Annotated in this window: 24 protein-coding genes and 1 pseudogene; 10 read left to right on the forward strand and 15 right to left on the reverse strand. The window is 54.1% G+C overall.

The window, feature by feature from the left end; all coding sequences use genetic code 11:
- Nucleotides 1-199 precede the first annotated feature (199 nt).
- From clpB to rluD, 3 genes are all read right to left on the reverse strand, one after another.
- Nucleotides 200-2,773, reverse strand: a complete 2,574-nt coding sequence (gene clpB, locus EHO01S_RS15600; protein ID WP_024524841.1) for an ATP-dependent chaperone ClpB — start codon at nucleotides 2,771-2,773, stop codon at nucleotides 200-202.
- Nucleotides 2,774-2,949: 176 nt separating this feature from the next.
- Nucleotides 2,950-3,684, reverse strand: a complete 735-nt coding sequence (gene yfiH, locus EHO01S_RS15605; protein WP_024524842.1) for a purine nucleoside phosphorylase YfiH — start codon at nucleotides 3,682-3,684, stop codon at nucleotides 2,950-2,952.
- A complete protein-coding gene (gene rluD / locus EHO01S_RS15610) occupies nucleotides 3,681-4,661 on the reverse strand; it encodes a 23S rRNA pseudouridine(1911/1915/1917) synthase RluD (protein WP_024524843.1) in 981 nt (326 codons plus the stop codon). Before rluD ends, yfiH begins: the two co-directional genes overlap by 4 nt.
- A gap of 132 nt (nucleotides 4,662-4,793) precedes the next feature.
- On the opposite strand from rluD, the gene bamD reads away from it, so the two are divergent.
- The 3 genes from bamD to pheA all read left to right on the forward strand — a co-directional run bounded on the left by bamD (nucleotide 4,794) and on the right by pheA (nucleotide 7,688).
- Nucleotides 4,794-5,531 (forward strand): outer membrane protein assembly factor BamD, encoded by a 738-nt coding sequence (gene bamD, locus EHO01S_RS15615; protein WP_035370791.1) that lies wholly within the window; start codon nucleotides 4,794-4,796, stop codon nucleotides 5,529-5,531.
- 351 nt (nucleotides 5,532-5,882) lie between these two features.
- Nucleotides 5,883-6,221, forward strand: a complete 339-nt coding sequence (raiA, locus tag EHO01S_RS15620; RefSeq protein WP_005281856.1) for a ribosome-associated translation inhibitor RaiA — start codon at nucleotides 5,883-5,885, stop codon at nucleotides 6,219-6,221.
- Between the two features lie 294 nt (nucleotides 6,222-6,515).
- Nucleotides 6,516-7,688, forward strand: a complete 1,173-nt coding sequence (pheA, locus tag EHO01S_RS15625; RefSeq protein ID WP_024524845.1) for a bifunctional chorismate mutase/prephenate dehydratase — start codon at nucleotides 6,516-6,518, stop codon at nucleotides 7,686-7,688.
- A gap of 16 nt (nucleotides 7,689-7,704) precedes the next feature.
- Here pheA and tyrA read toward each other — a convergent pair whose 3' ends face one another.
- Both tyrA and EHO01S_RS17730 read right to left on the reverse strand, forming a co-directional pair.
- Nucleotides 7,705-8,826, reverse strand: a complete 1,122-nt coding sequence (gene tyrA / locus EHO01S_RS15630; protein ID WP_024524861.1) for a bifunctional chorismate mutase/prephenate dehydrogenase — start codon at nucleotides 8,824-8,826, stop codon at nucleotides 7,705-7,707.
- An 18-nt stretch (nucleotides 8,827-8,844) separates the two neighbouring features.
- The gene (locus EHO01S_RS17730; RefSeq protein ID WP_035370794.1) at nucleotides 8,845-9,900 is read right to left on the reverse strand and encodes a 3-deoxy-7-phosphoheptulonate synthase; all 1,056 of its coding nucleotides are present in this window, start codon (nucleotides 9,898-9,900) and stop codon (nucleotides 8,845-8,847) included.
- Between the two features lie 234 nt (nucleotides 9,901-10,134).
- On the opposite strand from EHO01S_RS17730, the gene btsR reads away from it, so the two are divergent.
- Entirely contained in the window at nucleotides 10,135-10,851 is a 717-nt protein-coding gene (gene btsR, locus EHO01S_RS15640; RefSeq protein WP_024524846.1) for a two-component system response regulator BtsR, read from the forward strand.
- Between the two features lie 487 nt (nucleotides 10,852-11,338).
- Nucleotides 11,339-12,241, forward strand: coding sequence for a helix-turn-helix transcriptional regulator (locus EHO01S_RS15645; RefSeq protein WP_024524847.1), 903 nt, complete (start codon nucleotides 11,339-11,341; stop codon nucleotides 12,239-12,241).
- 23 nt (nucleotides 12,242-12,264) lie between these two features.
- On the opposite strand, the gene EHO01S_RS15650 is transcribed toward EHO01S_RS15645, so the two are convergent.
- Nucleotides 12,265-13,161, reverse strand: coding sequence for a helix-turn-helix domain-containing protein (locus EHO01S_RS15650; protein ID WP_024524848.1), 897 nt, complete (start codon nucleotides 13,159-13,161; stop codon nucleotides 12,265-12,267).
- A 1,098-nt stretch (nucleotides 13,162-14,259) separates the two neighbouring features.
- On the opposite strand from EHO01S_RS15650, the gene EHO01S_RS15660 reads away from it, so the two are divergent.
- From EHO01S_RS15660 to EHO01S_RS15670, 3 genes are all read left to right on the forward strand, one after another.
- Nucleotides 14,260-15,603, forward strand: coding sequence for an anaerobic C4-dicarboxylate transporter (locus EHO01S_RS15660; protein WP_024524849.1), 1,344 nt, complete (start codon nucleotides 14,260-14,262; stop codon nucleotides 15,601-15,603).
- A 167-nt stretch (nucleotides 15,604-15,770) separates the two neighbouring features.
- Nucleotides 15,771-16,541 (forward strand): DUF481 domain-containing protein, encoded by a 771-nt coding sequence (locus EHO01S_RS15665; protein WP_024524850.1) that lies wholly within the window; start codon nucleotides 15,771-15,773, stop codon nucleotides 16,539-16,541.
- 158 nt (nucleotides 16,542-16,699) lie between these two features.
- Nucleotides 16,700-17,248 (forward strand): class I SAM-dependent methyltransferase, encoded by a 549-nt coding sequence (locus EHO01S_RS15670; RefSeq protein ID WP_024524851.1) that lies wholly within the window; start codon nucleotides 16,700-16,702, stop codon nucleotides 17,246-17,248.
- Between the two features lie 146 nt (nucleotides 17,249-17,394).
- Here EHO01S_RS15670 and rplS read toward each other — a convergent pair whose 3' ends face one another.
- From rplS to ffh, 5 genes are all read right to left on the reverse strand, one after another.
- A complete protein-coding gene (gene rplS, locus EHO01S_RS15675) occupies nucleotides 17,395-17,742 on the reverse strand; it encodes a 50S ribosomal protein L19 (RefSeq protein WP_005281885.1) in 348 nt (115 codons plus the stop codon).
- Between the two features lie 49 nt (nucleotides 17,743-17,791).
- Nucleotides 17,792-18,550: a tRNA (guanosine(37)-N1)-methyltransferase TrmD gene (gene trmD / locus EHO01S_RS15680; RefSeq protein WP_024524852.1), complete on the reverse strand. Its 759-nt coding sequence runs from the start codon at nucleotides 18,548-18,550 to the stop codon at nucleotides 17,792-17,794.
- Between the two features lie 38 nt (nucleotides 18,551-18,588).
- Nucleotides 18,589-19,134, reverse strand: a complete 546-nt coding sequence (gene rimM / locus EHO01S_RS15685) for a ribosome maturation factor RimM (RefSeq protein WP_024524853.1) — start codon at nucleotides 19,132-19,134, stop codon at nucleotides 18,589-18,591.
- Between the two features lie 18 nt (nucleotides 19,135-19,152).
- On the reverse strand, nucleotides 19,153-19,401 hold the full coding sequence (gene rpsP, locus EHO01S_RS15690) for a 30S ribosomal protein S16 (RefSeq protein ID WP_024524854.1): 249 nt from the start codon (nucleotides 19,399-19,401) through the stop codon (nucleotides 19,153-19,155).
- 149 nt (nucleotides 19,402-19,550) lie between these two features.
- Nucleotides 19,551-20,912 carry a signal recognition particle protein gene (ffh, locus tag EHO01S_RS15695; protein ID WP_024524855.1) on the reverse strand — a complete coding sequence of 454 codons (1,362 nt, stop codon included), beginning with the start codon at nucleotides 20,910-20,912 and terminating at the stop codon, nucleotides 19,551-19,553.
- 193 nt (nucleotides 20,913-21,105) lie between these two features.
- Between ffh and EHO01S_RS15700 the strand changes: the two genes are divergently transcribed.
- Together EHO01S_RS15700 and EHO01S_RS15705 are read left to right on the forward strand one after the other, a co-directional pair.
- The gene (locus tag EHO01S_RS15700) at nucleotides 21,106-21,894 is read left to right on the forward strand and encodes a cytochrome C assembly family protein (protein ID WP_024524856.1); all 789 of its coding nucleotides are present in this window, start codon (nucleotides 21,106-21,108) and stop codon (nucleotides 21,892-21,894) included.
- Between the two features lie 66 nt (nucleotides 21,895-21,960).
- The gene (locus EHO01S_RS15705; protein ID WP_024524857.1) at nucleotides 21,961-23,247 is read left to right on the forward strand and encodes an HlyC/CorC family transporter; all 1,287 of its coding nucleotides are present in this window, start codon (nucleotides 21,961-21,963) and stop codon (nucleotides 23,245-23,247) included.
- Nucleotides 23,248-23,352: 105 nt separating this feature from the next.
- Here the strand turns inward: EHO01S_RS15705 and luxS are convergent, their stop codons facing one another.
- The 4 genes and pseudogenes from luxS to yqaB form a co-directional block, all read right to left on the reverse strand.
- Nucleotides 23,353-23,868 (reverse strand): S-ribosylhomocysteine lyase, encoded by a 516-nt coding sequence (gene luxS, locus EHO01S_RS15710; protein WP_024524858.1) that lies wholly within the window; start codon nucleotides 23,866-23,868, stop codon nucleotides 23,353-23,355.
- A 163-nt stretch (nucleotides 23,869-24,031) separates the two neighbouring features.
- Nucleotides 24,032-25,591 (reverse strand): glutamate--cysteine ligase, encoded by a 1,560-nt coding sequence (gene gshA, locus EHO01S_RS15715; RefSeq protein WP_024524859.1) that lies wholly within the window; start codon nucleotides 25,589-25,591, stop codon nucleotides 24,032-24,034.
- Between the two features lie 63 nt (nucleotides 25,592-25,654).
- Complete coding sequence (locus EHO01S_RS15720) at nucleotides 25,655-26,083, reverse strand: YqaA family protein (protein WP_024524860.1); 429 nt, start codon at nucleotides 26,081-26,083, stop codon at nucleotides 25,655-25,657.
- Nucleotides 26,083-26,651: pseudogene (gene yqaB, locus EHO01S_RS17735) on the reverse strand (fructose-1-phosphate/6-phosphogluconate phosphatase). Before yqaB ends, EHO01S_RS15720 begins: the two are co-directional and overlap by 1 nt.
- Nucleotides 26,652-26,910: the final 259 nt, after the last annotated feature.

Raw genomic sequence — 26,910 nt, forward strand, 5'->3', positions numbered from 1 at the left:
CGCCGTGTCGATGGAGGCGCATTATAGGGAGTTTCTGCGGCCTGACAAGTCCTAATTACAACTTTTTTATCATTCGTCCACTTTCCATACAGAACGTACTGTTTTGGTACTTTTCCCACCATCTTGGATTATTGCGCGATAAAAGAAGAAAGGGCAGCCCTCTGGCTGCCCTGGTGACGCGATGTCGTGCATTTACTGGTTACTGGCGTGCGACAATCTGCTCGCCGTCCAGCTCCAGAGTAATCGGTTTGCCCGGCAACAGCTTCCCTGACAGGATTTGCTGTGCCAACGGGTTCTCGATCTCCTGTTGGATAGCACGCTTCAATGGCCGTGCGCCATAAACCGGGTCGAAACCAGCCTGAGAGAGCTGATCCAACGCTGCATCGCTCATCGTGACGCTGTAGCCTTTCTCCTCCAGCCGCTGATACAGACGCTGCAACTGAATCTGCGCGATCGCCTTGATGTTCTCTTGGCCTAATGGGTGGAAGACCACCGTCTCATCAATACGGTTGATGAACTCCGGTCTGAAGTGATGCGTTACCACACTCATGACCAGTTCTTTCATCTCGCCATAGCTCAACTCGCCGAAGCGATCCTGGATCAAATCAGACCCTAAGTTTGACGTCATGATCACCACCGTGTTACGAAAATCCACGGTGCGCCCTTGACCATCGGTCAAACGACCATCATCCAGCACCTGCAATAGAATGTTAAACACATCCGGATGCGCCTTTTCGACTTCATCGAGCAGGATGACCGAGTAAGGACGACGACGCACTGCTTCCGTCAGATAGCCCCCCTCTTCATAACCGACATATCCCGGAGGTGCCCCGACCAAACGGGATACGGCATGTTTCTCCATAAATTCGGACATATCGATACGCACCATGGCGTCATCGCTGTCAAACAGGAAGTTCGCCAATGCCTTACACAGTTCGGTCTTACCTACCCCGGTCGGCCCCAAGAACAGGAACGAGCCTATGGGACGATTCGGATCGGACAAGCCAGCACGGCTACGACGGATGGCGTTAGATACCGCCTCGACTGCCTCATTCTGGCCGACGACACGTTTATGCAGTTCGTCCTCCATACGCAGCAGTTTTTCTCGCTCGCCTTCTAGCATGCGTGATACCGGAATACCGGTCCAGCGCGCCAGCACCTCGGCAATCTCGACATCGGTCACTTTGTTGCGCAACAGCTTCATGCTCTTGCCTTCAGCTTGCGTTGCAGCTTGCAGTTGTTTCTCCAGCTCCGGGAGCTTGCCGTACTGGATCTCCGACATCTGCGCCAAATCACCGCTACGCCGCGCCTGTTCCAGCGCGATCTTCGCCTGCTCGATTTCGGCTTTAATATTCTGCGTCCCGGTCAGCGCGGCTTTCTCTGCCTTCCACTCTTCTTCCAGCGAAGCGTAGTCGCGCTCTTTCTCTTCCAGCTCAGTATTCAGGATCTCCAGCCGTTTCTTACTGGCCTCATCGGACTCCTTCTTCAACGCTTGTTGTTCCAACTTGAGCTGAATGATGCGCCGCTCCAGACGATCCAACGCCTCCGGTTTAGAGTCGATCTGCATCCGGATACTGGACGCCGCCTCGTCGATCAGGTCGATAGCCTTATCCGGTAATTGCCGATCGGCGATATAACGATGGGATAGCGTCGCTGCCGCCACGATAGCCGGATCGGTGATCTGCACGTGGTGATGCAGCTCATAACGCTCCTTCAAGCCACGCAGAATGGCAATGGTGTCTTCGACGGAGGGCTGAGCCACATAGACCTTCTGGAAACGACGCTCCAACGCGGCGTCCTTCTCAATATACTGACGGTATTCATCCAGGGTCGTCGCCCCGACGCAATGCAACTCACCGCGAGCCAGCGCGGGCTTCAGCATGTTCCCTGCATCCATCGCGCCGTCGGCCTTGCCGGCACCCACCATGGTATGCAACTCATCGATAAACAGGATAACGCTCCCCTCCTGCTTAGCGAGATCATTCAGCACGGCCTTGAGACGCTCTTCGAACTCCCCGCGGAACTTCGCCCCAGCGATCAATGCCCCCATATCCAGGGAGAGCACACGCTTATTCTTCAAGCCTTCCGGCACTTCGCCGTTGATGATGCGCTGTGCCAACCCTTCGACGATGGCCGTCTTACCGACCCCCGGCTCCCCGATCAGCACCGGATTATTTTTGGTTCGGCGTTGCAGCACTTGGATGGTACGACGGATCTCTTCGTCACGACCGATCACCGGATCCAGCTTACCCTGCTCGGCGCGTTCGGTCAGATCGATGGTGTACTTTTTCAGCGCCTGGCGCTGATCTTCGGCATTCTGATCTTCCACTTTCTCTCCTCCACGCAACTGCTCAATGGCAGCGCTAAGTTTCTGCGCAGAGGCACCGGCGGCCTTCAACATATCGGCCAGTTTGCCGCGCTCTTCCATCGCGGCCAGGATAAACAACTCAGACGATATGTACGTGTCGTTGTGCTTTTGCGCTAACTTGTCACACAGGTTGAGAACCCGAATTAACTCATTGGATGGCTGAACATCGCCACCCGTGCCTTCTACCTGTGGTAGACGACTAATAGCCTGCTCCAGCGCCTGCCGAAACGCGTTGATATCAACACCGGCAGAAGCCAGCAACGGGCGAACCGTGCCCCCATCCTGATTGAGCATCGCACTCATCAGATGTATCGGTTCAATAAATTGGTTGTCACGCCCGAGAGCTAAAGACTGGGCGTCAGCGAGGGCTAACTGGAACTTGTTGGTTAAACGATCCAGACGCATGATTCCTCCGAGACATGTGCAAATTGCTTCTGGAGAATAAGTGTGGTCTAGACTGCACTTTTCAACCAAACTGTGACAATTATTTAATTATTTTTCGTGCAACGGTAGGTGGCACGCGAAGCGTACAGTCCTATCCCCCTGGGCGCGCTAACGCGGCCAGGGGGGATAGCAAGGTATCAAGAGAACCAGATCAACGAAGCCATGCGCCCTGTTTGGGAGGCTCGTCGGTAAGAAAAGAAGCGCTGTGGCTCACTCAGTGTGCAGTGGTCGCCACCGCTGATATGGCTAACGCCAGCCGTTTGCAGACGCAAACGCGCCAACGCGTAGATATCCGCCAAATACTTACCATCCGCCAATGGCTGGAAAGCTGCCGCGCTGGCTGCATCATGCCGCATAAACTGCTCACGCACCTCGGCTCCCACCTCGAAGGCCGTCGGCCCGATGGCGGGTCCCAGCCAAGCCAAGATATGAGACGGCTCGGCAGAAAAACACGCCAAAGTCTGTTCTAACACCCCATGACACAGCCCACGCCAACCGGCATGGGCCGCCGCGACCTCATCGCCATACGAGCTAGTAAACAAAACTGGCAAACAGTCCGCCGTCATCACCGCACAAACTTGCCCTGGGGTGCGGGTATAGGCCGCATCGGCTCGCACATCCGGGTATTCGCCCTGTACCGTCAGCGTCAACACCCGGGTGCCATGCACCTGCTCCAGCCATACCGGTTGTGTCGGCAGCATTAACGCCTGGCACAAGCGCAGACGGTTGGCCGAGACATGCTCTGGCACATCGCCCACATGCATCCCCAAGTTCAGTGAGGTGTAAGGCGCTTGGCTCACACCGCCCTCGCGGGTCGTGGAGCACGCAGAGACGTGCGCCGGTGCCGCCCAGCGCGGCGTGATCAGTTTCATAACCAGTCCATCTCATCCTTAAACGTTGCGGCGTCTTCTTGCATCACCGCGATCAGATGTTGCATGTCTTCAGGGATCGGCGCATGCCATTCCATCTCGATGCCGCTGATCGGGTGGTAGAGACGCAGCATGGTCGCATGCAACGCCTGACGATCGAAGGCGCGCAGCGTCTGGATAAATGCCGGCGAGGCATCACGCGGCGGGCGCGGGCGGCCACCGTACAGCGGATCGCCCACCAGCGGATGGTTGATGTGCGCCATATGGACACGGATCTGATGGGTGCGACCGGTCTCCAGACGCAGACGCAGACGAGTGTGAGCGCGGAAATGCTCCATGATGCGGTAGTGGGTCACTGCCGGTTTCCCCATCGGATGCACCGACATATGGGTACGTTTCGTCGGGTGACGGGCGATCGGCTCACGCACCGTGCCCCCCGCGGTCATCGTACCGATCGCGACGGCCTCATACTCACGAGTGATTTCACGCAACTGCAACGACTCGACCAGACGCGTCTGCGCCGGTACTGTCTTTGCGACCACCATCAGACCGGTGGTGTCTTTATCCAAGCGGTGTACGATCCCGGCGCGCGGCACATCGGCGATCTGAGGATAATGATGCAGCAGCGCATTCAGCACCGTGCCATCGGGATTGCCGGCTCCCGGATGAACTACCAGGTCACGCGGCTTGTTGATCACCAGGATATCCTCGTCTTCATAGACGATATCCAACGCGATGTCCTGTGCTTCCCAGCGGTTCTCTTCCTCAATCACCGCATCAATGGCAATATGCTCACCACCCAGTACCTTCTCCTTGGGCTTATTGATGATGATCCCATTAACGCTGACGCGATCCTCTAGGATCCACGCTTTGATGCGTGAGCGTGAATAATCAGGGAACAATTCCGCCAATGCCTGATCTAAACGTTGGCCGAGCTGGGATTCCGTCACCGTCGCGGTGAGCTGTACTTGTTGTGCCATAGTGAGTTTCTTTCGTTAACGTTGGGTTTTCTCGGCGTTGCCGTTTAAAATAGTGTGCTATTGTAGCTGGTCTTTGCCGGGAGCTTAACGGAGAGCCACCCGGAACAACATAAAAAGGGTAAGCAAAACGTCATGACGCGTATCAAATATCTGGTGGCTGCCACCACGTTGAGCCTGGCGCTGGTTGGTTGCTCCAGCTCCAAAGAGGCGGTGCCCGACAATCCGCCCGCCGAAATCTACGCTACCGCACAGCAAAAGCTGCAGGACGGTAACTTTAAAGCGGCGATTACGCAACTGGAAGCGCTGGATAACCGTTATCCATTTGGCCCTTACTCTCAGCAGGTACAGCTGGATCTGATCTATGCCTATTATAAGTCGGCCGACCTGCCGATGGCACAGGCTACCATCGATCGCTTCATCCGCCTAAACCCGACGAGCCCTAATATGCCCTATGTGCTCTATATGCGCGGCCTGACCGACATGGCTATGGATGATAGCGCATTGCAAGGTTTCTTCGGCATTGACCGTTCCGATCGCGACCCGGAGCATGCCCGCCAGGCTTTCCGTGACTTCAGCCAGCTGGTACAGCGTTATCCCAACAGCCAATACAGTAGTGACGCGACCAAACGGCTCATCTTCCTGAAAAACCGTCTAGCGAAGCACGAATTGGCCGTTGCACGCTTCTATACCAAACGCGGCGCCTATGTCGCCGTGGTCAACCGTGTCGAGCAGATGCTGCGCAATTACCCCGACACCCAGGCGACCCGTGATGCCTTGCCGCTGATGGAAAACGCTTATCGTCAGTTGGGCCTGATGACCGAAGCCAACAAGGTGCAGAAGATCATCGCGTTCAATAGTGACAATACCTAATAGCATAGCCGCATAACGACGCCGAGTAACGACAAAAGGCAGCCAATGGCTGCCTTTATTTATTTCATCCTGGTGAAGGGAAAGGCGAAAACGAAGAAACCACACCGTGCGCCCAGCGTAGATTTCAGCCATAGCGCAGCCCGGGCCATACCACCTTTTCCGTCGCCAACCTATTCATCATGCGCATAAATTTCCGCTGACTCAAGTGCTATTTTCCGCACTTTTCACTCGAGTCACAAAACCATCTAACTTTGCAAAAAGTGACAAAAATCCGTGATTTTCTTCTCACACTTTGCGCCACGGCGCGTTATGCTGAAATCACCAAGACGGAAAAGACAGAGAGGTATCTGTATGACTATCAGCATCACCAGCAAACAAATGGAAATCACTGCTGCCATCCGTGAACATGTCGAAGACCGTCTAAGCAAACTGGACAAATGGCAAACGCACCTGATCAATCCGCACATTATTCTGTCCAAGGATCCGCAGGGGTTCGTGGTTGACGCCACCATCAATACCCCGAATGGGCAACTGGTCGCCAGTGCCAAACATGAAGATATGTATGCGGCGATCAACGAATTGCTGAACAAATTGGAGCGCCAGTTAAACAAGGTACAGCATAAAGGTGAGGCTCGCCGTGCACATACCAGTGTAAAAGAAGCCAATTTGCAGGCGGCTAGCGAAGAATAGCCTGAAAGCAGCGCCTTAACCTGCCATAACGCGCCTCAAGGGGCGCGTTTTTTGTGACGGCAAAAACATTGACAGGGAAAAAGTATCACAGGTAACGTAAGGTCATTCCTCACGCTGGAGCTACCCCATGCCTGGTCATGTCTCTTTCTTTCGTTGCTGCTTTTTTACTTCCTATCGCGAGGGAGGCCTCTTTCTACCTTAAAAGGGCAACGAAAGAACGATACGCAGCCTCCCCCGGGGAGGCTTTTTTATGTGCGTAACCTATGGCATCAAATCGATTAATAAGGGCAACCGATGAGCACATCCAATCCGTTACTGATCCTACGCGAGCAGATCAGCGCCGTCGACAGCCAACTGTTGACCCTGCTGGGCGAGCGGCGGCGCTTGGCCGAACAGGTCGCCCAGACCAAGCAGGCGTTACACCATCCGGTACGCGACCTCACCCGGGAACGCGAACTGCTACAACGCCTGATCGAGCAAGGCAAGCCACTCCAGTTGGATGCCCACTTCATCACGCGCCTGTTCCAACTGATCATCGAAGAGTCGGTACTAACCCAGCAAGCCTTGCTGCAACAGGCTAACCAGGCGGCAGAGGCTTCGGCGCGTATCGCGTTTCTCGGACCGAAAGGCTCCTACTCTCACCTGGCCGCTCGGCGCTATGCCGCTCGTCATTTCGAACACCTTCTCGAATGTGGCTGCCAGCGTTTTGCCGATATCGTCGCCCTGGTCGAACGGGGACAAGCCGACTATGCCGTACTTCCACTGGAAAACACCTCCTCCGGTTCAATCAACGAGGTGTATGACCTGCTGCAACACACCAGCCTGTCGATTGTCGGCGAGTTGACGCTAACCATCGATCACTGCCTCCTGGTCAACGGTGAAAGCGATCTGAAGCAACTGACCACGATCTATAGCCATCCGCAACCCTTTCAGCAGTGCAGTCAGTTCCTCAGTCGCTACCCGCAATGGAAAATCGAGTACTGTGAAAGCACCGCCGCCGCAATGGAACAGGTCGCAGCCTTGCACTCTCCTCAGGTCGCCGCCCTCGGTAGCGCCGCCGGCGGCCAGCTATATGGCCTACAAGCCCTGGCTCACGATCTGGCCAACCAGACACAGAATATGACACGCTTCATCGTGTTGGCGCGTAAGGCCATTGAGGTTAATAGCCAGACCGCCGCCAAAACGACCCTGATCATGGCCACCGGGCAACAACCCGGCGCGCTGGTCGATGCGCTGCTGGCTTTCCGCGAGCAGCACATCGTTATTAGCAAACTGGAGTCGCGTCCGATCAACGGTAATCCGTGGGAAGAGATGTTCTATCTGGATGTGCAAGCTAACTTGAATGATCCCGCGATGCAACGAGCGCTACTGGCATTACGCCGCCTGACGCGCTCACAGAAAGTGCTCGGCTGCTACCCAAGCGAGAACGTGGTGCCCGTCGCTCATAGCACGCCATCGTCCCCCTGAAGCATGACCGCCGCCGTTAACGGCGGCGGTCATCTGCCTGACGCAGCAACATTCGGCTCTCTTGTTGAAAGTGTTGTGCATGATCACCGAACCAGTGTGCCACACGCTGAAAAGCCGCGACGAAAGCCGCCTTATCTCGCCCCTCCAGCAACTGAATCGCCTCTGCGAAACGCTGATGATAACGCTTAATCAAAGCCAAATTATCCGCCGATGCCATAATGATATCGGCATATAATTGGGCATCCTGAGCGAACAGACGCCCGACCATCATCAACTCCAGACGATAGATCGGTGATGATAGCGTCAGTAATTGTGCCAGGCTGACATTCTCCTCCGCCAGGTGCAAGCCATAAGCGAAAGTCGTGAAGTGACGCAACGCTTGAATGAAGGCCATATTCTGATCATGATCGACGGCGCTGATGCGGTGCAAAGATGCTCCCCAGACCTGTAGCTGCTCCAGCAACCACTGATAAGCCGGTGGCTGACGCCCATCACAATACACGATCACTTGCTTGGCGAAGCTGTCCACATCGGGACCGAACATCGGATGGAGCCCCAGCACAGGGCCCGCATGAGCGGCCAGCATCGCCTGTAATGGTGCAGCTTTAACCGACGCCAAATCGACCAGCAAGCAATCCGCCGGCAAGGTCGGCAAACGGGCGATCACCGCTTCGGTGAGATGGATAGGCACACTGACCATCACCATCCCCGCATCGGCACACAACGCCTCGGCCTGTGGCCAATCTTGTGACTCAAGGATGCGTACTTGATAACCCGAGAGGCGAAGCATCCGTGTAAACAAAGCCCCCATCTTACCGCCCCCCCCGACGATCACTACCGGACGCAATGTCGGGTTTAGCGCCTTAAAGCCTTTTTCATTCTCGCTGGAGTATGATTCCCGCATCACCCGCCGTAACACATCTTCGATCAGATCCGGCGAGACACCGAGCTGTTCCGCCTCAGCCCGACGCGAAGCCAGCATCGCCGCCTCACGTTCGGGCACATATACCGGCAAACCGTAACGACTCTTCACCTCACCGACCTGGGCGACCAACGCCAACCGGCGCGCCAGCAGCGCTAACAACGCCTTATCGACCTCATCAATCTCATCGCGCAACGCGCTCAGTTCTGCCACCATGCCCGCTTCCCCCTCCCCTCACCGTATTTCAGCCAACTGCCGGGACATCTCACGCAATAAGGTTTCCGTCGTCGCCCAATCGATACACCCATCCGTCACCGAGACGCCGTATTGCATGGCACTGCGTGGCTGTTCCGAGCTCTGATGGCCCGCAGACAGATTACTCTCCAGCATCACACCGATGATCGAACGGCTACCCGCGGCGAGTTGCGCCATCACCGCATGTGCCACCTGCGGCTGACGGCGATAGTCCTTATTAGAGTTGCCATGACTGCAATCGATCATCAGACGTGGCTGCAAACCGGCCTGTACCATCTGCGCCTCACAGAGCGCCACATCCTGCGGGCTGTAGTTTGGCGTCGCTCCACCACGCAGGATGACATGACCGTCGGGATTCCCCTGAGTCTGTAGCAGGCAAACCTGCCCCGCCTGATTGATACCGACGAAACGGTGCGGCATCGCAGCCGCCTTCAATGCGTTAATCGCTGTTGCCAGACTGCCATCGGTACCATTTTTAAAACCGACCGGCATCGACAACCCGGAGGCCATCTCGCGGTGGGTCTGTGATTCGGTGGTGCGGGCGCCGATAGCCGACCAACTGAACAGGTCGCCCAAGTATTGCGGCGAGTTAGGATCCAGGGCCTCGGTCGCCAGTGGCAAGCCCATCTCGACCAGTTGCAGTAGCAGACGTCGCGCAATGTGTAGACCCGCCTCGACATCAAACGAGCCATCCATATACGGATCGTTGATCAATCCCTTCCAACCTACGGTGGTGCGCGGCTTCTCGAAATAGACCCGCATGACAATATAGAGTCGATCGCTCAGCGCCTCCGCCAGCGCCCGTAAACGAGTGGCATACGCCAAGGCCGCATCGACATCATGGATCGAGCAAGGGCCACAGATCACCAACAACCGGTCATCGTGACCGGCAAGGATCTGAGCGATCGTCTGGCGCGAAGCGGCGATCTGCGCCTGTTGCGCCGCGTTTAACGGAAAACGAGCCTTCAATGCCTCCGGCGTAATCAAGATCTGTTCGTCGCTGATATGCACATTATTAACCACATCTTTTTGCATCATCGAAATATCCGCCTGTCTAGTCATGGTGTCCGGGATAAAACCGTGGTGCTCTCCTGAGGTGTTAACCTTAACAGTTATCGTAAAGTTTTCAATCCACAATCGTAAAGATAAACGCACAATTATCTTTACGGTATCATCGGCAACAAATTTTGAAACAGCACGCAGTTTCCCCGTGACTTCCACCACAACTTAACGTCACATGGTAAGATTGCGTCCTTTCTGGGAGGAAGCATGTTAACCGTCATCATTGTCGACGATGAGCAACCAGCACGCGACGAACTCGCTACATTGCTCCAGCACTATCCAGATGTCGAGCTGGCCGCCAGCTGCGCCAACGCACTGGAGGCGATTCCGCTGATCCATCGCCTACGGCCAGATGTGCTCTTCCTCGATATCCAAATGCCACGTATTAGTGGGCTTGAACTGGTGAACATGTTAGACCCTGACACGTTGCCCTACATCGTGTTTATCACCGCCTTCGACGAATATGCCATCCAAGCCTTTGAGCGACATGCTTTCGATTATCTGCTCAAACCGATCGATACCGCCCGACTACACAAGACTCTCACACGCCTGCTCCGTGGCAACGAAATACGCCAGAATCTCCACCCGCTGCAAGCGCCGCAGCTCAAACATATTCCCTGCCACGGCTTAAATCGCATCTTCTTGCTCAAGTTGGAGGAAGTGGAGTATCTGTCATCGGAGCTCAGCGGCATCCATGTCGTTGGTAGCCAACAAAGCGGTTACACCCAACTGACGCTAAAAACCTTGCAGGAAAAAACCCCGCTGGTCCGCTGCCATCGCCAATACATGGTTAATGTCGACCGCCTCAAGGAAATCCAATTACTGGACAATGGCGCCGCCGAGGTGCTCACTCAGAGCGGTCAACGCATCCCGGTTAGCCGACGCTACTTAAAAAATTTAAAAGAACATCTTGGTATTGCCTAAGTGTGGCGTGCACGGCTATCGATTAGCGCGGCTAATAACAAAAGCGGCACTAGCATAGACGCTCTGTTGAATGCTGAAATAACCTTGCTCCGATGGGAAAGATTCGCCGTTTTCTACGGGGAAATGGTTGCCTGTAAACGAGTATATTTATTAATAGGATATCGCTATCGTGTTCACCATGCGCCGGTCACTCTCCAGCGGGCCAAGTGTTAATCTCAATCGTTCCACCACCTCCGCCCAAATACCTCATTTAGGTTAGCCACACACATTACTTATTAATACTAAAAGTAAATTCATCCACCCTACAGAATAACATCACGCCTGGCGTAGCTCGATAAATCCGAATCAATTCAGCGTAAATACAGTAGCGTAAAATCTCATTGCTTTCTTGCACTTTTATATCGAATTTGCGTCAAACAACCAGTATATTACCCACGTTATATTAATTTATAGCGACCCGATTAGCCCTCTCTGCCGGTAATTAGTTATGATAAATCCAACAGTCACTTATGAAGCCAAAGGCTATGAAGATATCCCGGCACTGTTATCGTTTATGCAACAGCACTTACAATGCGGCAAGCTTACACTTAACATGACCTCGGAGGATTTCTATGCCAAAGCCATGATTAGTCGGCTTAGCAATGGCGCACGCTTTATGACCATGAGCGCCTGCGGCTACAATATTGCCCATCACATCGCCGATGCCCAGCAAAGTCGGGTACTCTACCTCATCTACTCTGACCATAAGATACAGTGGGGAGAGGATGGGCTAAGCTGCACCTTGCCTTACCGGGACTCCTTCTTAATCGACAGTTCAAAGCACTTCCAAATCGCTTCACCGGGTTACCAACAAACACGCTCCTTCGCAATTCCGTTTTCACTGCTGGGAGATCGCTTAGAGCATGTCATCCAAGGACTCATCGGACGTAAGCTCTCCTCGATAAAATACGGTGAGGAGATCAATAAAATCATGTCAACCACCCAACATGCTCCTGGCCTCGCCGAACGCTTGGATATTGTGACCAACTTGATCAAGGTGATTACCTATAATGAAAAACAGGTCACCAGCAGTAAGTATGAGCTCATCGTAAAAAAAATTACTATGAATATCTATGATGAGTCACTATCGCTCCCCCAATTAGCACAACTGTGCGCCATGTCGGCGCGTAATATTCAATATATCCTCGCCTCCCACGGCACCACTTTCAATCGTCTCAGCGCCGACATTCGTTTAAAACTACTCTGCGATAATCTACAAAAAATGAAGCATAAAAAAATAAATGAGATCGTTTTTCTTAGTGGCTATAACTCATTCTCAACCGCTGCCCGCCACTTTAAGCGCAAATTTAACCAATCGATTAGTGACTATATCAATCAAAATGAAACATAATCTAGCGCCATGGATATAACGTGTCATAGTGCATAGTTAATATAATAATTCGACAAGGATTCCTGATAATACTCACGAAAGTGACGTGAGGCAGTCAGCAAGGAGCGATAACCACAACGCTTAACGATTTCGCTTAATGGTAGGGTTGGCGTACACTGCATCTCATGTAATAAACGCGCCAGGCGCGCCTGTAACAAGAGTGTTTGAAAACGTGTATTTTGCTGAGAAAACACATATTGAATAGAGCGTTTCGACATTCCACTGATTTGCACCAAGCGGGTAAGAGAGAAGTCAGTACATTGGCAGTGGCTGAGAATGAGATTATAAAGATAATCGAATTTATTCACCGTTCGCCGCGTGGCCACATTACTTGAAATAATCAGAAGGTTGATCAGCACGCTGATCTTCTCTGCTAACGCCGCCGCACTCTGACTTTCTGCTACCATGCTTGTCATCAGTTTACCGAAGGGAAGCGTCGAGGCCAGGCGACCATCGAATAAATCCCCGACGGCCGACGCATATTGCCCAAAACATGCCTCCGGTAGTAATACCGACACCGTCGAGCGCAATAACGGCGAGGCCATACTGAATGGCGGCGCGCCATTCAATAATAGACAATCTTTACTCCGCAGCGCAATCGCTCGCCCATTGAGAGTACAGTGCAACGGGGTTTCCGTGTAGATCAGGCCGTAAACGGACTTTGAATGCTCAGACTTCTCGATCACCCCCGGTGTCGTGCGGATCACCAACACCTTGACACCATTCGTTAACTGATGTATTTCACTCTCACCGAAGAAATCTTCTTGCTGCACATTAATTCCTATCTTGCCGCAAGCGGTATGCTGCTGAAAAAAAGCACTCCAGGTAGGAAAATTTTCGATACCATAAGTAAAAAGCGAATGTGTCATGATCTCGGCCATAGCAGCTAAGCACCCGCGTAACAATAAACCCATACTTATTATGATTAAGCCAGTAATAACTTTAGGCAAATGAGTATCAGCAGATATTATGCGATATTAGAGTACGCCCCTCCCATATTTTTACTTAACTCAGCCCTCCAGAATAATAAAAACACCGGTTGCTCGAAACATTAATCAACTCGCCGTCAACTCGCGCTACGTATCCTCCGCTCATAAGCTCTCCTTTCATGGTCCCGTATTCGAGTAATAAGACTCCGCGAAACTGGCTAATGCACCGCCTCTCTTATTATTAGCATGGCAACGCGCGTTTCCCCGGCGATAATCCCTGGTGTCGGTTAGTTATCGATCAAATAAATCAGTTTAATTAAACGCGATACCTCTGAGCTGGCGGCGATAGTCATCTCACCAGGCAACGCTTCGGCCAAGACCTGGCATCGCTCCTGTTCGCCTCTTTCCTGTTAGCGAAAGCGCTGCGCGATACAATGCCACCAATAGACGTCATAACAGGTTAACTATAATAGAACGCATAGCCATCACATGTATTCAATTCGCGCAATTAATTACATAATGTGCATAACATTCTACGCAACTCATTAACGATGAGCATCAACTAGTTTCATCAGGCAATACATGCTGGGAAAAGATGACTTGCCAACGTGCTGCCGCGCACATCATCCCCTGACCAAATCATCACCCGCGCATGCCATCTTGCAGCTTGTGGCGCCTAAACGACAACAACATAATAATAATCAGCGTAACTAATTTTACGTTGCCGGCACCACGTTCGGAAAATCACGCCCTACATGAGCGTTTACCCGCTTCATCAAAGTTATTAACAAAAAAGCATGCACCACCTATATTCCATAACTATTCAACTGTTAGGCAAGGTCTTCCCCTTTATTTTTTCAACAATAGTTTATACAGATCAATTTCCATTCGGATTATATTCTTTATTTTTATAAAGGGAGAGCCATCTCCCAGAATCATAGCTAGGACAACTAGAGTATTAACTCACATATATCACTAACAATATCGTCCATCCCCGAGCCTCAGATTATCTTGCTGAGCGTATCGGGAGAATAAGAAGAAAGGGAATCTATGGTCACACTACAATTTGCCATTATCATCGTCTGTCTATTGCTAGGAACACGCTATGGAGGAATGGGGCTCGGGCTGATCAGTGGGATTGGTCTCTTCGTTCTCACTTTTGTCTTCGACTTAGTCCCCGGTAAGCCACCCGTCGAGGTGATCCTGACCATCCTGGCCGTTATCGGCTGTGCCGCCGTCCTGCAAACGGCCGGGGGGCTCAATGTCATGATGCAGTTCGCCGAGCGACTGCTGCGTCGTCACCCGCAACATATCACCATTCTGGCGCCACTCACTACCTGGACGCTGACCTTCTTGTGCGGTACCGGACATGTGGTGTATACCATGTTCCCCATCATCGCGGATATCGCGCTGAAAAAGGGTATCCGTCCAGAACGACCGATGGCGGTCGCTTCAGTCGCCTCACAGATGGCCATCACCGCCTCTCCGGTCTCCGTCGCCGTGGTCTCGTTGGTTTCCATCCTCGGTGCGGCACATGGCATTGGTCAGGCATTCACCATCCTGGATATTCTGTCCGTCTCTGTACCAGCCTCTTTATGTGGGGTGCTGGTCGCTGCATTGTGGAGTCTACGTCGCGGTAAAGATCTGGATAAGGACCCGGTCTTTCAGGAGAAAATCAAGGATCCCGAGCAACGCGCTTATATCTATGGCGACAGCCAAACACTGCTGAATCAAACCTTCCCTAAGCAGGCCTACTGGGCAACCTGGATCTTCTTCGCCGCAATTGCCGTCGTGGTTCTCCTCGGCGCCTTTGCCGATCTACGTCCCGCCTTTGAGGTCAAAGGGGTTCTGAAACCGTTATCGATGAACCTGGTGATCCAAATGATGATGCTGATCGCCGGCGCCATCATCCTGATGTCCTGTAAGGTGAAGCCGGGAGAAATCGCCAACGGCGCAGTCTTCAAGGCGGGGATGGTCGCGATCTTCTCGGTATTTGGCGTCGCTTGGATGAGTGATACCTTCTTCCAGGCCCATATGCAGGATCTACGTCTGGTATTGGAAGATGTGGTCAAGAGCCATCCTTGGACCTATGCCCTGGTATTGTTCTTGGTCTCCAAACTGGTCAACAGCCAGGCGGCGGCCCTCACGGCCATCGCCCCAATGGGCCTGTCATTAGGCGTCGAACCCAAGATGCTACTGGCTTTCTTCCCTGCCGCCTATGGTTACTTCGTCCTACCGACCTACCCCAGCGATCTGGCCTGTATCGGCTTCGACCGCTCTGGTACTACTCGTATCGGTAAGTTCATTATTAACCACAGCTTTATCCTGCCAGGCTTTATCGGGGTCATTACCTCATGCTGCGTAGGCTATCTGCTGGTCGCCACCTTCTACTAACTTCATCGCACATCGGCCTCCTCCCAGAGGCCGATATAAAAAAAGCGTATAACACCCCGATCTTGCAATAAAAAATAAGCTAATCATTACCATTTTTGGCCACATTATCACCCGCTATAATGTGACGCTTGTCAACTTTGGCACTCTTCTTTTTTATTGGAAACATCATGCTCCGCTCACGCGTCACCCAAACATTATCGATACTGATTGGCCTCACGGCAGCCCTTAACGGCAGCGCGGCCTTCGCCGATAGCACCCTGTTTACCGCGCTGGACGATCCGTCTACGGCTAAACAGCCTTTCATCGGCAACATTCAGGCGGGTTATAACTCTCAATCGGGGAACAGCAATAACTCTAGTCTGCTGGCGAATACCACCATGACTTGGTTTAATCGGGATGCTGCCACGGCCTACAGCCTGTGGGGGACAGCAAACAATGCCGAATCGAACGGTACGCGCTCGGCAGAGAAATACCAGGCCGGCGGTCGTACCCGCTTTAACGTTACTCCCGCAAACTATATGTTTGGCCAGGTGAACTGGTTGAATGATCGCTTCGCTGGCTATGCCTCCCGCACCACCGGTACCGCTGGCTACGGCCGCCAAATCTTCGCCTCACCGACTCAGGATCTGCGCGTCGAATTCGGCCCTGGCATACGTCACGACGAATATCAAGGCGGAGGACGCGCAACGCGGGCGCTAGCCTATGGCGCCGCCAACTACACCTACCAACTGACCACCAACAGCCAATTCACCCAGGGTGTTTCCGCGCTCTCCAACGAAGACACCACGCTGAATTCAGAGACCGCATTAAATGTCGGCATCAACGATGCGTTCTCGCTACGTCTCTCTTACAACGTGACCTATAACAGCGAACCGCCGGCCAGTGCGCCTAAACACACCGACCGTACTAGCGCCATCACACTACAGTACAACCTGTAACCGCCCCCGCGCTCCGCACATGAAAAGCCGCCGCCGCATCGACAGGCTGGCGGCCGTTTACTCCAACGTTACGCTTCTTTACCTCGCCAATTAATATCCGCTTAAGCTTTCGGCGCTGTAATGCAAGTTACACGTCTGATCCTATAGGAGGCGGTAACATGCTATTTAGCGAATCCCTAAAAACAACCGCGGGCTTCATCACCCAGTTTGTCCGTTCTCCGCGTACGGTGGGCGCCATCTCCCCTTCAACGCCTTTCCTATGCCGTGAAATGGTCCGCGCCGTCGATTGGCGACATACGCAATCCATCGCCGAGTTTGGCGCGGGAACCGGCGTATTAACCCGTCATATTCAGCACTGCATGCGCAATGATGCCCGTCTGACTATCTTTGAGACAAATCCCCATTTTTGCCAGGCGTTACGCCAAATAGTCGATTGGCGCGCCCAAATTTACAACACCTCCGCCAGCGAGATCAGCCAGCGCTACGATGTGATCTTCTCCGGTTTACCGCTATTGGCTTTCAGCGCCGAACAGCGGCACGCTATTCTGGGCACCAGCGCCCATGCTCTTAAGCCTGGCGGGCTCTTTATCCAGTTCCAATACAGCTCGCTGCTCGAAAACCACCTGACACGCCACTTTCACTGGCAACGCTCGCGGGTATGGCGCAACCTTCCCCCGGCTTTTGTCTACCGCTGCCGGCCTCGCTAAGCCTATCATTCCCTCCCGCATAGCGTAGCTGAGCGGACAACGATAACGGTACGGACAGCGGGTAGACCGCACAGCAAAAAAAGGGGTTGGCCAGATGGCCAACCCCTTATCACTTAACTACTTTCGGATGTAGCGAAAGCGTAGTCTTAGTTCAGGCGCTCTTTAATACGCGCTGCCTTACCAGTACGCTCACGCAGGTAGTACAGTTTAGCTTTACGAACGGCACCACGGCGCTTAACAGCGATGCTGTCGATAACCGGTGAGTGAGTCTGGAATACACGCTCAACACCTTCGCCGTTAGAAATTTTGCGAACAGTGAATGCAGAGTGCAGACCGCGGTTACGAATAGCGATAACCACGCCCTCGAATGCCTGCAGACGCTTCTTGGAACCTTCAACGACCCATACCTTCACTTCCACGGAATCACCCGGACGGAATGCAGGTACGTCTTGCTTCATCTGCTCTTGTTCAAGCTGTTTAATGATATTGCTCATAATAGTCTCTTACCCTAGGTAAACTGATACACGGCTCGACCCTACGGTCTCAGCCTTCATATTCCTGCTGCGCGGCATGCTCCTCGCGGAACTGCGCCAGCAGCTTTGCTTGCTCGTCAGTCAGAGCTAGGCTTTCTAGAAGTTCAGGTCTTCTCAGCCAGGTTCGGCCCAGCGACTGCTTTAAACGCCAGCGACGGATCTCGGCATGGTTGCCCGACAGCAATACCGGCGGAACCTCCATACCCTGTAACACCTCAGGTCGGGTATAGTGCGGGCAATCCAGCAGCCCGTCGACGAATGAATCTTCCTGCGCCGATGCCTGATCACCCAATACCCCCGGCACAAACCGAGAGAGAGAGTCGATCAAAGTCATGGCCGGCAGTTCACCGCCACTGAGAACGTAATCGCCGATCGACCATTCTTCGTCGACTTCGGTTTGGATCACGCGCTCATCGATACCTTCATAACGCCCGCAAACCAGAATCAACTTCTGTTTCGCGGAGAGTTCACAAACCCCTTGCTGGTCGAGTTTGCGCCCCTGAGGCGAGAGATAAATCACTTTCGCCCCTTCGCCTGCCGCTGCCTTTGCCGCATGAATGGCATCCCGTAAGGGCTGCACCATCATCAGCATCCCCGGTCCACCGCCATAAGGACGGTCGTCCACGGTACGATGCCGATCGTGCGTGAAATCACGTGGATTCCAGCACTGCACGCTAAGCAGGCCATTTTTTACCGCCCGGCCAGTTACCCCGTAATCGGTGATGGCGCGGAACATCTCGGGAAACAGGCTAACCACCCCAATCCACATTGTCGTGTCCCACTCGCTGCTACCGTTAATTTCGGAGGTCAAAAACCAGGATCCCAATCTACTTCAATACACTTAGCAGTGAGATCGACTTTCTTGATCACCTGCCCGTCGAGGAACGGAATCAACCGCTCCTTGATACCGAATGCATCTTTCAGGTTCGCCGTGACGACTAAGACGTCGTTAGAGCCGGTTTCCATCATCGCAGTGACTTTACCTAACTCGTAGCCGGCAACGGTGACCACCTGGCAACCCATCAGGTCTTTCCAGTAGTAGTCGCCCTCTTCCAGCACCGGCAGTTGCGACTCATCCACGGCAATCTCTCGATTCACCAGGGCATTGGCCGCATCACGATCATCAATACCTTTAATCTTGATGACCAGATCCTGATTGTGGTTACGCCAGCTTTCCAGCTCAACCGCAACCCAGTTACCCCCCTGCTGAATAAACCAGGGCTGGTAATCGAAAATGCGCTCAGCATCCTCGGTGGAGGAAAACACTCTGAGCCAGCCGCGGATGCCGTACGCAGAACCGAGTTTCCCCAGGATCACTGCTTTATCTATCGACGGCTTATTTTGTGTGCTCATCGTGACCACCGCAACGGATTAAGCTGCTTTCTGAGCTTCTTTGATCAGCGCAGCTACGCGATCAGAAACGGTCGCGCCCTGGGAAACCCAGTGAGCCACGCGATCCAGATCCAGGCGCAGGCCTTCAGCGTTACCGGTTGCAACCGGGTTGAAGAAACCGACGCGCTCGATGAAACGACCGTCACGAGCATTACGGCTGTCGGTCACTACTACTTGATAAAACGGACGCTTTTTCGCGCCGCCACGTGCTAAACGAATGGTTACCATAACATCCTCATTAGTAAATAAAACACCAGACCCCATCGAGGAACGGAGCCCGGTGTCCTTGTTCATACGAACATAAAAGCCCGAAAATTTTACTCATTTTGGCGCGAAAAGCAACTGCCAGCGCCGCCTTTCGCACCGTGGCGAGCCGATTAACGCCCCGGGAATCCCGGCGGCATCATGCCGCGCATGCCGCGCATCATTTTCGCCATCCCGCCTTTCTTCATCTTCTTCATCATACGTTGCATCTCGTCAAACTGCTTCAATAAGCGGTTGACGTCTTGCACTTGCATACCCGAGCCTTGTGCAATGCGGCGTTTACGCGAACCTTTGATGATTTCCGGATTGCTGCGCTCCTTCAGCGTCATCGAACTGATGATCGCCTCCATCCGCACCAGCACCTTATCATCCATCTGCGCCTTGACATTATCCGGTAGCTGGCCGACGCCCGGCAATTTGGCCAACATGGAAGTCATCCCGCCCATGTTGCGCATCTGCTTAAGCTGCTCCATAAAGTCGTTCAGGTCGAAACCATCGCCCTTCTTCAGCTTAGTCGCCAACTTCTCGGCCTGCGCCCGGTCAACCTTGCTCTCCAACTCTTCGATCAACGACAGGACATCGCCCATGCCCAAGATACGCGAGGCGACGCGATCCGGATAAAACGGCTCCAACGCCTCAGTTTTCTCGCCGACGCCGAGGAACTTGATCGGCTTGCCGGTAATATGGCGAATCGACAGCGCCGCACCACCGCGTGCATCACCATCGACCTTGGTCAGCACCACACCGGTCAACGGTAAGGCCTGGTTAAAGGCGCTGGCAGTATTAGCCGCATCCTGGCCGGTCATGGCATCGACCACAAACAGCGTTTCCACCGGACTGATCGCCGCATGGATCTGTTTGATCTCCTCCATCATCGCTTCATCGACATGCAAACGACCGGCCGTATCGACGATCAGCACATCATAGAATTTCTGTTTGGCATGAGTTAGTGCGCGCTGCACGATATCCAGCGGACGCTCCTGCACGTCGGAGGGAAAGAAATCGACATCCACGCTCTGCGCCAGAGTCTCCAACTGTTTGATCGCCGCTGGGCGATACACGTCGGCGGAGACAACCAGCACCTTTTTCTTCTGTTTCTCTTTAAGAAACTTACCCAGCTTAGCGACGCTGGTTGTCTTACCGGCCCCTTGCAGACCGGCCATCAACACCACTGCTGGCGGCTGCGCAGCCAGGTTCAGCTCGGTGTTCGCCTCACCCATGGCGCGCGTCAATTCGTCCTGTACTATCTTGACGAACTCTTGTCCTGGCGTCAGGCTCTTGTTGACCTCCTGGCCCAGCGCGCTCTCTTTCACCCGATTGATGAATTCGCGCACCACCGGCAACGCCACGTCGGCTTCCAGCAGCGCCATGCGCACTTCGCGCAAGGTATCCTTGATGTTATCTTCGGTCAGTCGCCCGCGGCCACTGATGTTGCGCAGCGTGCGCGACAATCGATCGCTTAGATTCTCAAACATGGTTTATGCTCAACGTAGTACCAATGCAAAACGGGCCGTCAGGCGACGACATCGCTAAAGATGGCGGCGAGTATAACACGAAGCACCGCGATTCTCTCCCCCACGGCGCGCATTGCTGGCCGGCAGCGGTTGGAGCGTGCTCCCGCTAACGCTATACTAAGATCCTCATTCACTTAGTCAGAATAAACTCGCTATGCCCGTATTTGCCATCACGGCTATGATTGCCTATCTGCTCAGCCTGGGGCTGATCGTTCCCGGTCTGGCGCGTAATAATCGCACATACCGGCGACTGACGCTTACTTTCGCCAGCGGCGCCTTGTTGTGCCATGCTGTCGCACTCTATCAACGTATCTTCGACGTCAGCGCCGGGCAAAATCTGAGCTTATTGAATATGGGCTCGTCAGTCAGCCTGCTGATTTGTCTGGTGATGACCGTGGTAGCCTCGCGCGATCGCGGTTGGTTCCTGCTGCCTATCGTCTACAGTTTTGCCTTGATTAACTTGGGGCTTGCCAGCTTTGTCCCCGGCGAGTTCATCACTCACCTGGAAGCGACGCCCTCATTGCTCTTCCACATCGGCCTGGCGCTGTTTTCCTATGCCACGCTGATCATCGCGGCGCTGTATGCTTTCCAACTGGCTTGGATGGACTACCTGCTGAAGAACAAGAAGCTTACCCTGAGCGCCGACATGCCGCCGTTGATGAGCATCGAGCGTAAGATGTTCCACATTACTCAGATTGGCGTGGTGCTACTAACCCTGACGCTGATCACTGGCGTGCTGTACATGGAACACCTGTTCGATGCCGAAAACCTGCACAAGGCGCTACTGTCGGCGTTAGCCTGGCTGGTGTATGTCACCTTGCTGTGGGGCCATTACCGTCACGGTTGGCGTGGCCGTCCGGTAGTCTGGTGTAGCCTGGCCGGAGCGTTGCTCTTGACCTTGGCCTACTTCGGTAGCCGGATTATGCTGGGGGTTGCCCAGTAATCCCCTTCTCGCCCCGCCGCCCGGCAGCGGGGGGGATGATTGTTAATCACCATAAGGAATACCCGCTTGGAGCACGTCTCTACTGGCACACTGATCGCCATCCTGCTGCTGATGGTGATTATCTCCGCCTACTTCTCCGCCTCAGAAACCGGGATGATGACCCTCAACCGCTACCGCCTGCGCCATCTGGCTAAGCAAGGCCTGCGGCCCGCCCGGCGTGTCGAGCGCCTATTGCAACATCCCGACCGCCTGATCAGCCTGGTGTTGATCGGCAATAACCTGGTTAACATCCTCGCGTCGGCATTAGCGACCATCGTCGGCATGCGGCTATATGGCGACAGCGGTGTCGCTATCGCCACCGGAGTCCTCACCTTCGTCATCCTGATCTTCGCCGAGGTCATGCCGAAGACCTTCGCCGCCCTCTACCCGGAGCGCGTCGCCTTTCCCAGCAGCCTCTTGCTCAGACCGCTACAAAAAGTGATGATGCCGCTGGTCTGGCTACTGAACGGCATTACTCGGCTGTTGTTGCGGATGTGTGGTATTCAGCCGCACGTCAATCGTAACGATGCGGTGAGTAAAGAAGAACTGCGCACCATCGTCAACGAGTCACGTTCACAGATCTCTCGCCGCAATCAAGACATGCTGATTTCCGTGCTGGATCTGGACAAGATCTCGGTAGAAGACATCATGGTGCCGCGCAACGAAATCGTCGGTATCGACGTCAACGATGACTGGAAGTCGATCCTACGCCAACTCACTCACTCCCCCCACGGGCGCATCGTCTTATTCCGCGACAGCCTGGATGACGCCATCGGCATGCTGCGCGTACGCGAAGCATATCGGCAACTGATCGAAAAGCAGGAATTCAACAAAGAGAACTTGCTGCGTGCCGCCGACGAAATCTACTACATCCCGGAAGGAACCCAGCTCAACGTACAACTGCTCAAATTCCAGCGTAATAAAGAGAAGGTCGGTATCGTGGTCGACGAGTACGGCGACATCAAGGGGCTGATCTCCGTCGAAGATATCCTGGAAGAGATCGTCGGCGACTTCACCACCTCCATGTCCCCCTCCCTGGCCGAAGAGGTACTGCCGCAGAGCGATGGCAGCGTTCTCATCGACGGCAGCGCCAATATCCGTGAACTGAATAAAGCCTTCAACTGGACATTGCCGGCTGAGGGCGCGCGCACCATCAATGGGATGCTATTAGAGACGCTGGAGGAGATTCCGCAGCCGGGGGCCCAGGTGACCGTTGGTAACTACTTCATCGAGATCCTCGACGTGCAGGAAAACATGATCAAACGGGTGCGGGTCTCGCTGTTACGCCCCAACCTACCAGGCGAAAGCGCCTAACCTCAGGCAGCAAGTCGAAAAAAGCCCCCGCAGCTTATCGCTGCGGGGGCTTTTCTCTCGGCGCATAACCGCCGCCTCAACGCACTAACCTTGTGCTCGAGGGGCTTACGGATGCAAACGCGCCAATTGCTCTGCCGACAACGCCAAATCATCATTGTGATTGATGCCGATACCGCTGGCCAAAATAGTGCGGGCGATCTGCTGCGCCTCCGCCAAGGAGTGCATGTTACAAGTCCCGCACTGGAACTCGTTCAGCTCGGGGATATTACGCTGATCGTTAACCTGTAGCACATCCTCCATCGCCGCTTGCCAAGCCGCCGCGACACGCGCCTCATCCGGCGTACCGATCAAGCTCATATAGAAACCCGTACGGCAGCCCATCGGTGAAATATCGATGATTTCAACCCCATCACCGTTGAGATGGTCGCGCATAAACCCGGCAAACAGGTGCTCCAGAGTATGGATGCCACGCTCCGGTAGAATCGCCTTATTCGGGCGGCAAAAGCGCAAATCGAATACCGTAATCTGATCGCCGTGCGGCGTCGTCATCTTTTTCGCCACGCGAACCGCCGGCGCGGCCATACGCGTATGGTCGACAGTGAAGCTATCCAATAATGGCATTTCATCACCTCCTCAAGGTAAAAAAATATTTTTCGCTTTTTAGGAAACCTTTTCCCATCATACGACTCTCAGTATATGAAAGACGCGCATTTGTTATCATCATCCCTGTTCTCAGAGATGCATATTTGGCCACAGGTATCGTGGCCTTTTTCTTTTTTCGTTCTTAACCACCGGCATGCTGATGCAAATAGCGTGCGAACGGTTCACTCTCTGCCGACTCTAACGCCGCCTGACGCTCAATAGACACCTGAGCCTGGCGAGTCAACTCGGTTTCATCTAACAGCGTCAATGGCTCCGCACACAATTGCTCACGGTAGCGCTGTGCCAAGGCCAAGCCATAACTGCCAATACCATGACTCCCCATCTGCGCCATCACCCGCGCCGAGTAGGTTAACGAAACATCCTCGAAGGCGGCGACCAAGTGGGCACACACCTGCTGGTAACAGCGATCGCCGTTGATCCCGTCCAACACCTCGGCAACCCGCAACAGATCGGCGAACAAGGCCTTCCCGACATAAGGCAACGGCTGGCGTGCATCGTGACAACCGATACCGATCGTCTGCCCCGGCTTACGTCCCTCTAAGATCACGCGGTTCCAGTTCTGGCGCGTACACAGCAGCTCATCGCTATTCATCTCCGGCGCATCAGCCAAGACACACCAGATCAAGAACAGATCGAGGAAACGACACTGTTCAGCCTCGACCCCGATGGGACTGAACGGGTTGATATCCAGAGAACGTACCTCGATATACTCGATCCCGGCACGCAATAAGGCATCCGACGGCGACTCACCGTCGCGCGTCACCCGCTTGGGACGGATCGGCGCATACAGTTCGTTTTCGATCTGTAGCACATTGGCGTTTAGCTGGCGGTAGTGACCATGCTCGACGACGCCCAGACGAGAAAATTCTGCGGAAGGGGTATGAATCGCGCGTTTCAGCGCCGCAACATACTCATCCAGATGGTTGAAAGTAATACCGAGGTTACTCTGCGACTTATTGGTATACCCCAAATCGCTCAGACGCAACGAGGTGGCATACGGCAGGAACAACGTACCGCCGTGGTGCTCAAACGGTAACGTCGTCTCCCGCCCGTTCAGGAAAGAGCCACAGATCGCCGGCGAAGCGCCGAACAGATAAGGGATCACCCAGCCGAAGCGATAATAGTTGCGGATCAAGCGGAAATAGCCATCGGAGATCGCCGCCTTGCCGCTCTCGGCATCCTGAACCCCAGCACGCGCCTGCCAGAAGCTCAGAGGGAGAGAGAAATTATAATGCACACCGGAAATGGTCTGCATCAGGGCACCATAGCGATTCTTCAGCCCTTCGCGGTAGAGCGTCTTAAAACGTCCCAGATTGCTGCTGCCATACTGCGCCAAGGTAATATCCTGCTCATTGCCGATAAAACAGGGCATGCTCAGGGGCCACATCCGCTCATCACCCAGATGACGCGCCACATAACGGTGGATATCCCGCAGGAAATCCAGCATGTGATCAATATTGCCGTCGACCGGGGTGATAAACTCCAGCAAACTTTCGGCAAAGTCGGTGGTGATCCAAGGATGGGTCAATGCCTTTCCCAACACCGCGGGATGCGGCGTGTGAGCTAAGTGCCCATCGGGAGTCACGCGTAATGTTTCGCGTTCGATGCCACGCCGAATACCATCCAAGGCATCCGGATGAGATTCCAGCCAGCTAAGGGCTTGAGATACGTCCGGGATCAAATTGACCTCCCGCTAATTTTAAGAAGAGTTAACGCATCCACCGCAGCCAGCGGCAATGGACGCCTAATGCCACCACGACATGCCATACAGCGTTAGCCAAGCCAACACGGCATAACGCACGGCCTTACCCAGAGTCAAGTAGAGCAACACCGCTCCCCACGGCAAGCGCAACCAGCCGGCCAGCACACACAGCAGATCGCCCACGATTGGCAACCAACTCAACAGCAGTGCCGCCGCGCCATAGCGTTGCAACCAGCCGAGCGCCACCGCTAACCCTCGCTGCGGGGTAACGTGAGGAAAGGCGCGCCCGATGAGCACATTCGTCGCGCCCCCCAAGACATTACCGACGATCGCCGCCACTAACAGCGCCAACAGCGGAGCCTGAGCGGTAATCACGAGCCCGCTCAACACCACCTCGGAATTACCGGGCAGCAGGGTTGCACTGGTAAAGCTACTGACAAACATGCCAGCGATAGCCCAAAATTCACTCATTATAGACAGCGCACATCAACCCAATCCATTCCGGCTGCGCGGGCCGCCTGGATACCGGTCGGCATCCTCGAACACCACGCAACCTGTCGCGGCCACACCGAGCAGCGCCGCACAACGTAAAAGGTTTGCGGCTCCGGCATAGGGTGTTGGACATCGTCCGCGGCAACGATGACCTGAAACCATCAGGTAGCCCTAACCGACGCAGCAAAGCATCAGCCAGGTGGTGCTCACTGCCGGTACCAATGGCCATCGGGCGTCGCCCTTTATAGGCGCGAGCGACCTCCGACAACGGCAACGGCCGCACGCCCTCTAACAGCATTCCCGCAACCAGTGCGCTTTTCTCGGCAGCCAAGAGATGAGGATCGAGCGAGGACTGATTCTGCTCAATGATAGCCTGTGCGATACGCCAGGTGGGAGAGCCATTGAGTGCGATCAGCGCCATTAGGTCATAATCCATACCATGACGTCCGATGACCTCGCGCCAAGCCTGGCGGTGAATGGGTTCGCTGTCGAGCAAGGTACCATCCAGGTCAAAGATCAGCCCATCATAACGATCATATTGCGCCATGCTCATCCTCTAAGCATAGAGAAAATGGAGCATCACTTTAGCGTAAAACGAGGCGGGTTGTCGCGGGCCGAAAACGCATCATCAGCACGATGCGCGTACCAACGCACTTACGGTGCGCGTGATCAGGGAAGGGAAAAGAGTGCGGTAACCACCTAGCGATACAACAAAGCCCGCGTTAGCGGGCTTTGTTAGCATCAGACGCGCCTTATCGATACAAGGCGCGCTGTAGATAGAACACGATATTAAATCATGTCTTGAG

The sequence above is a fragment of the Edwardsiella hoshinae NBRC 105699 = ATCC 33379 genome, assembly GCF_000474215.1.
Classification (GTDB): domain Bacteria; phylum Pseudomonadota; class Gammaproteobacteria; order Enterobacterales; family Enterobacteriaceae; genus Edwardsiella; species Edwardsiella hoshinae.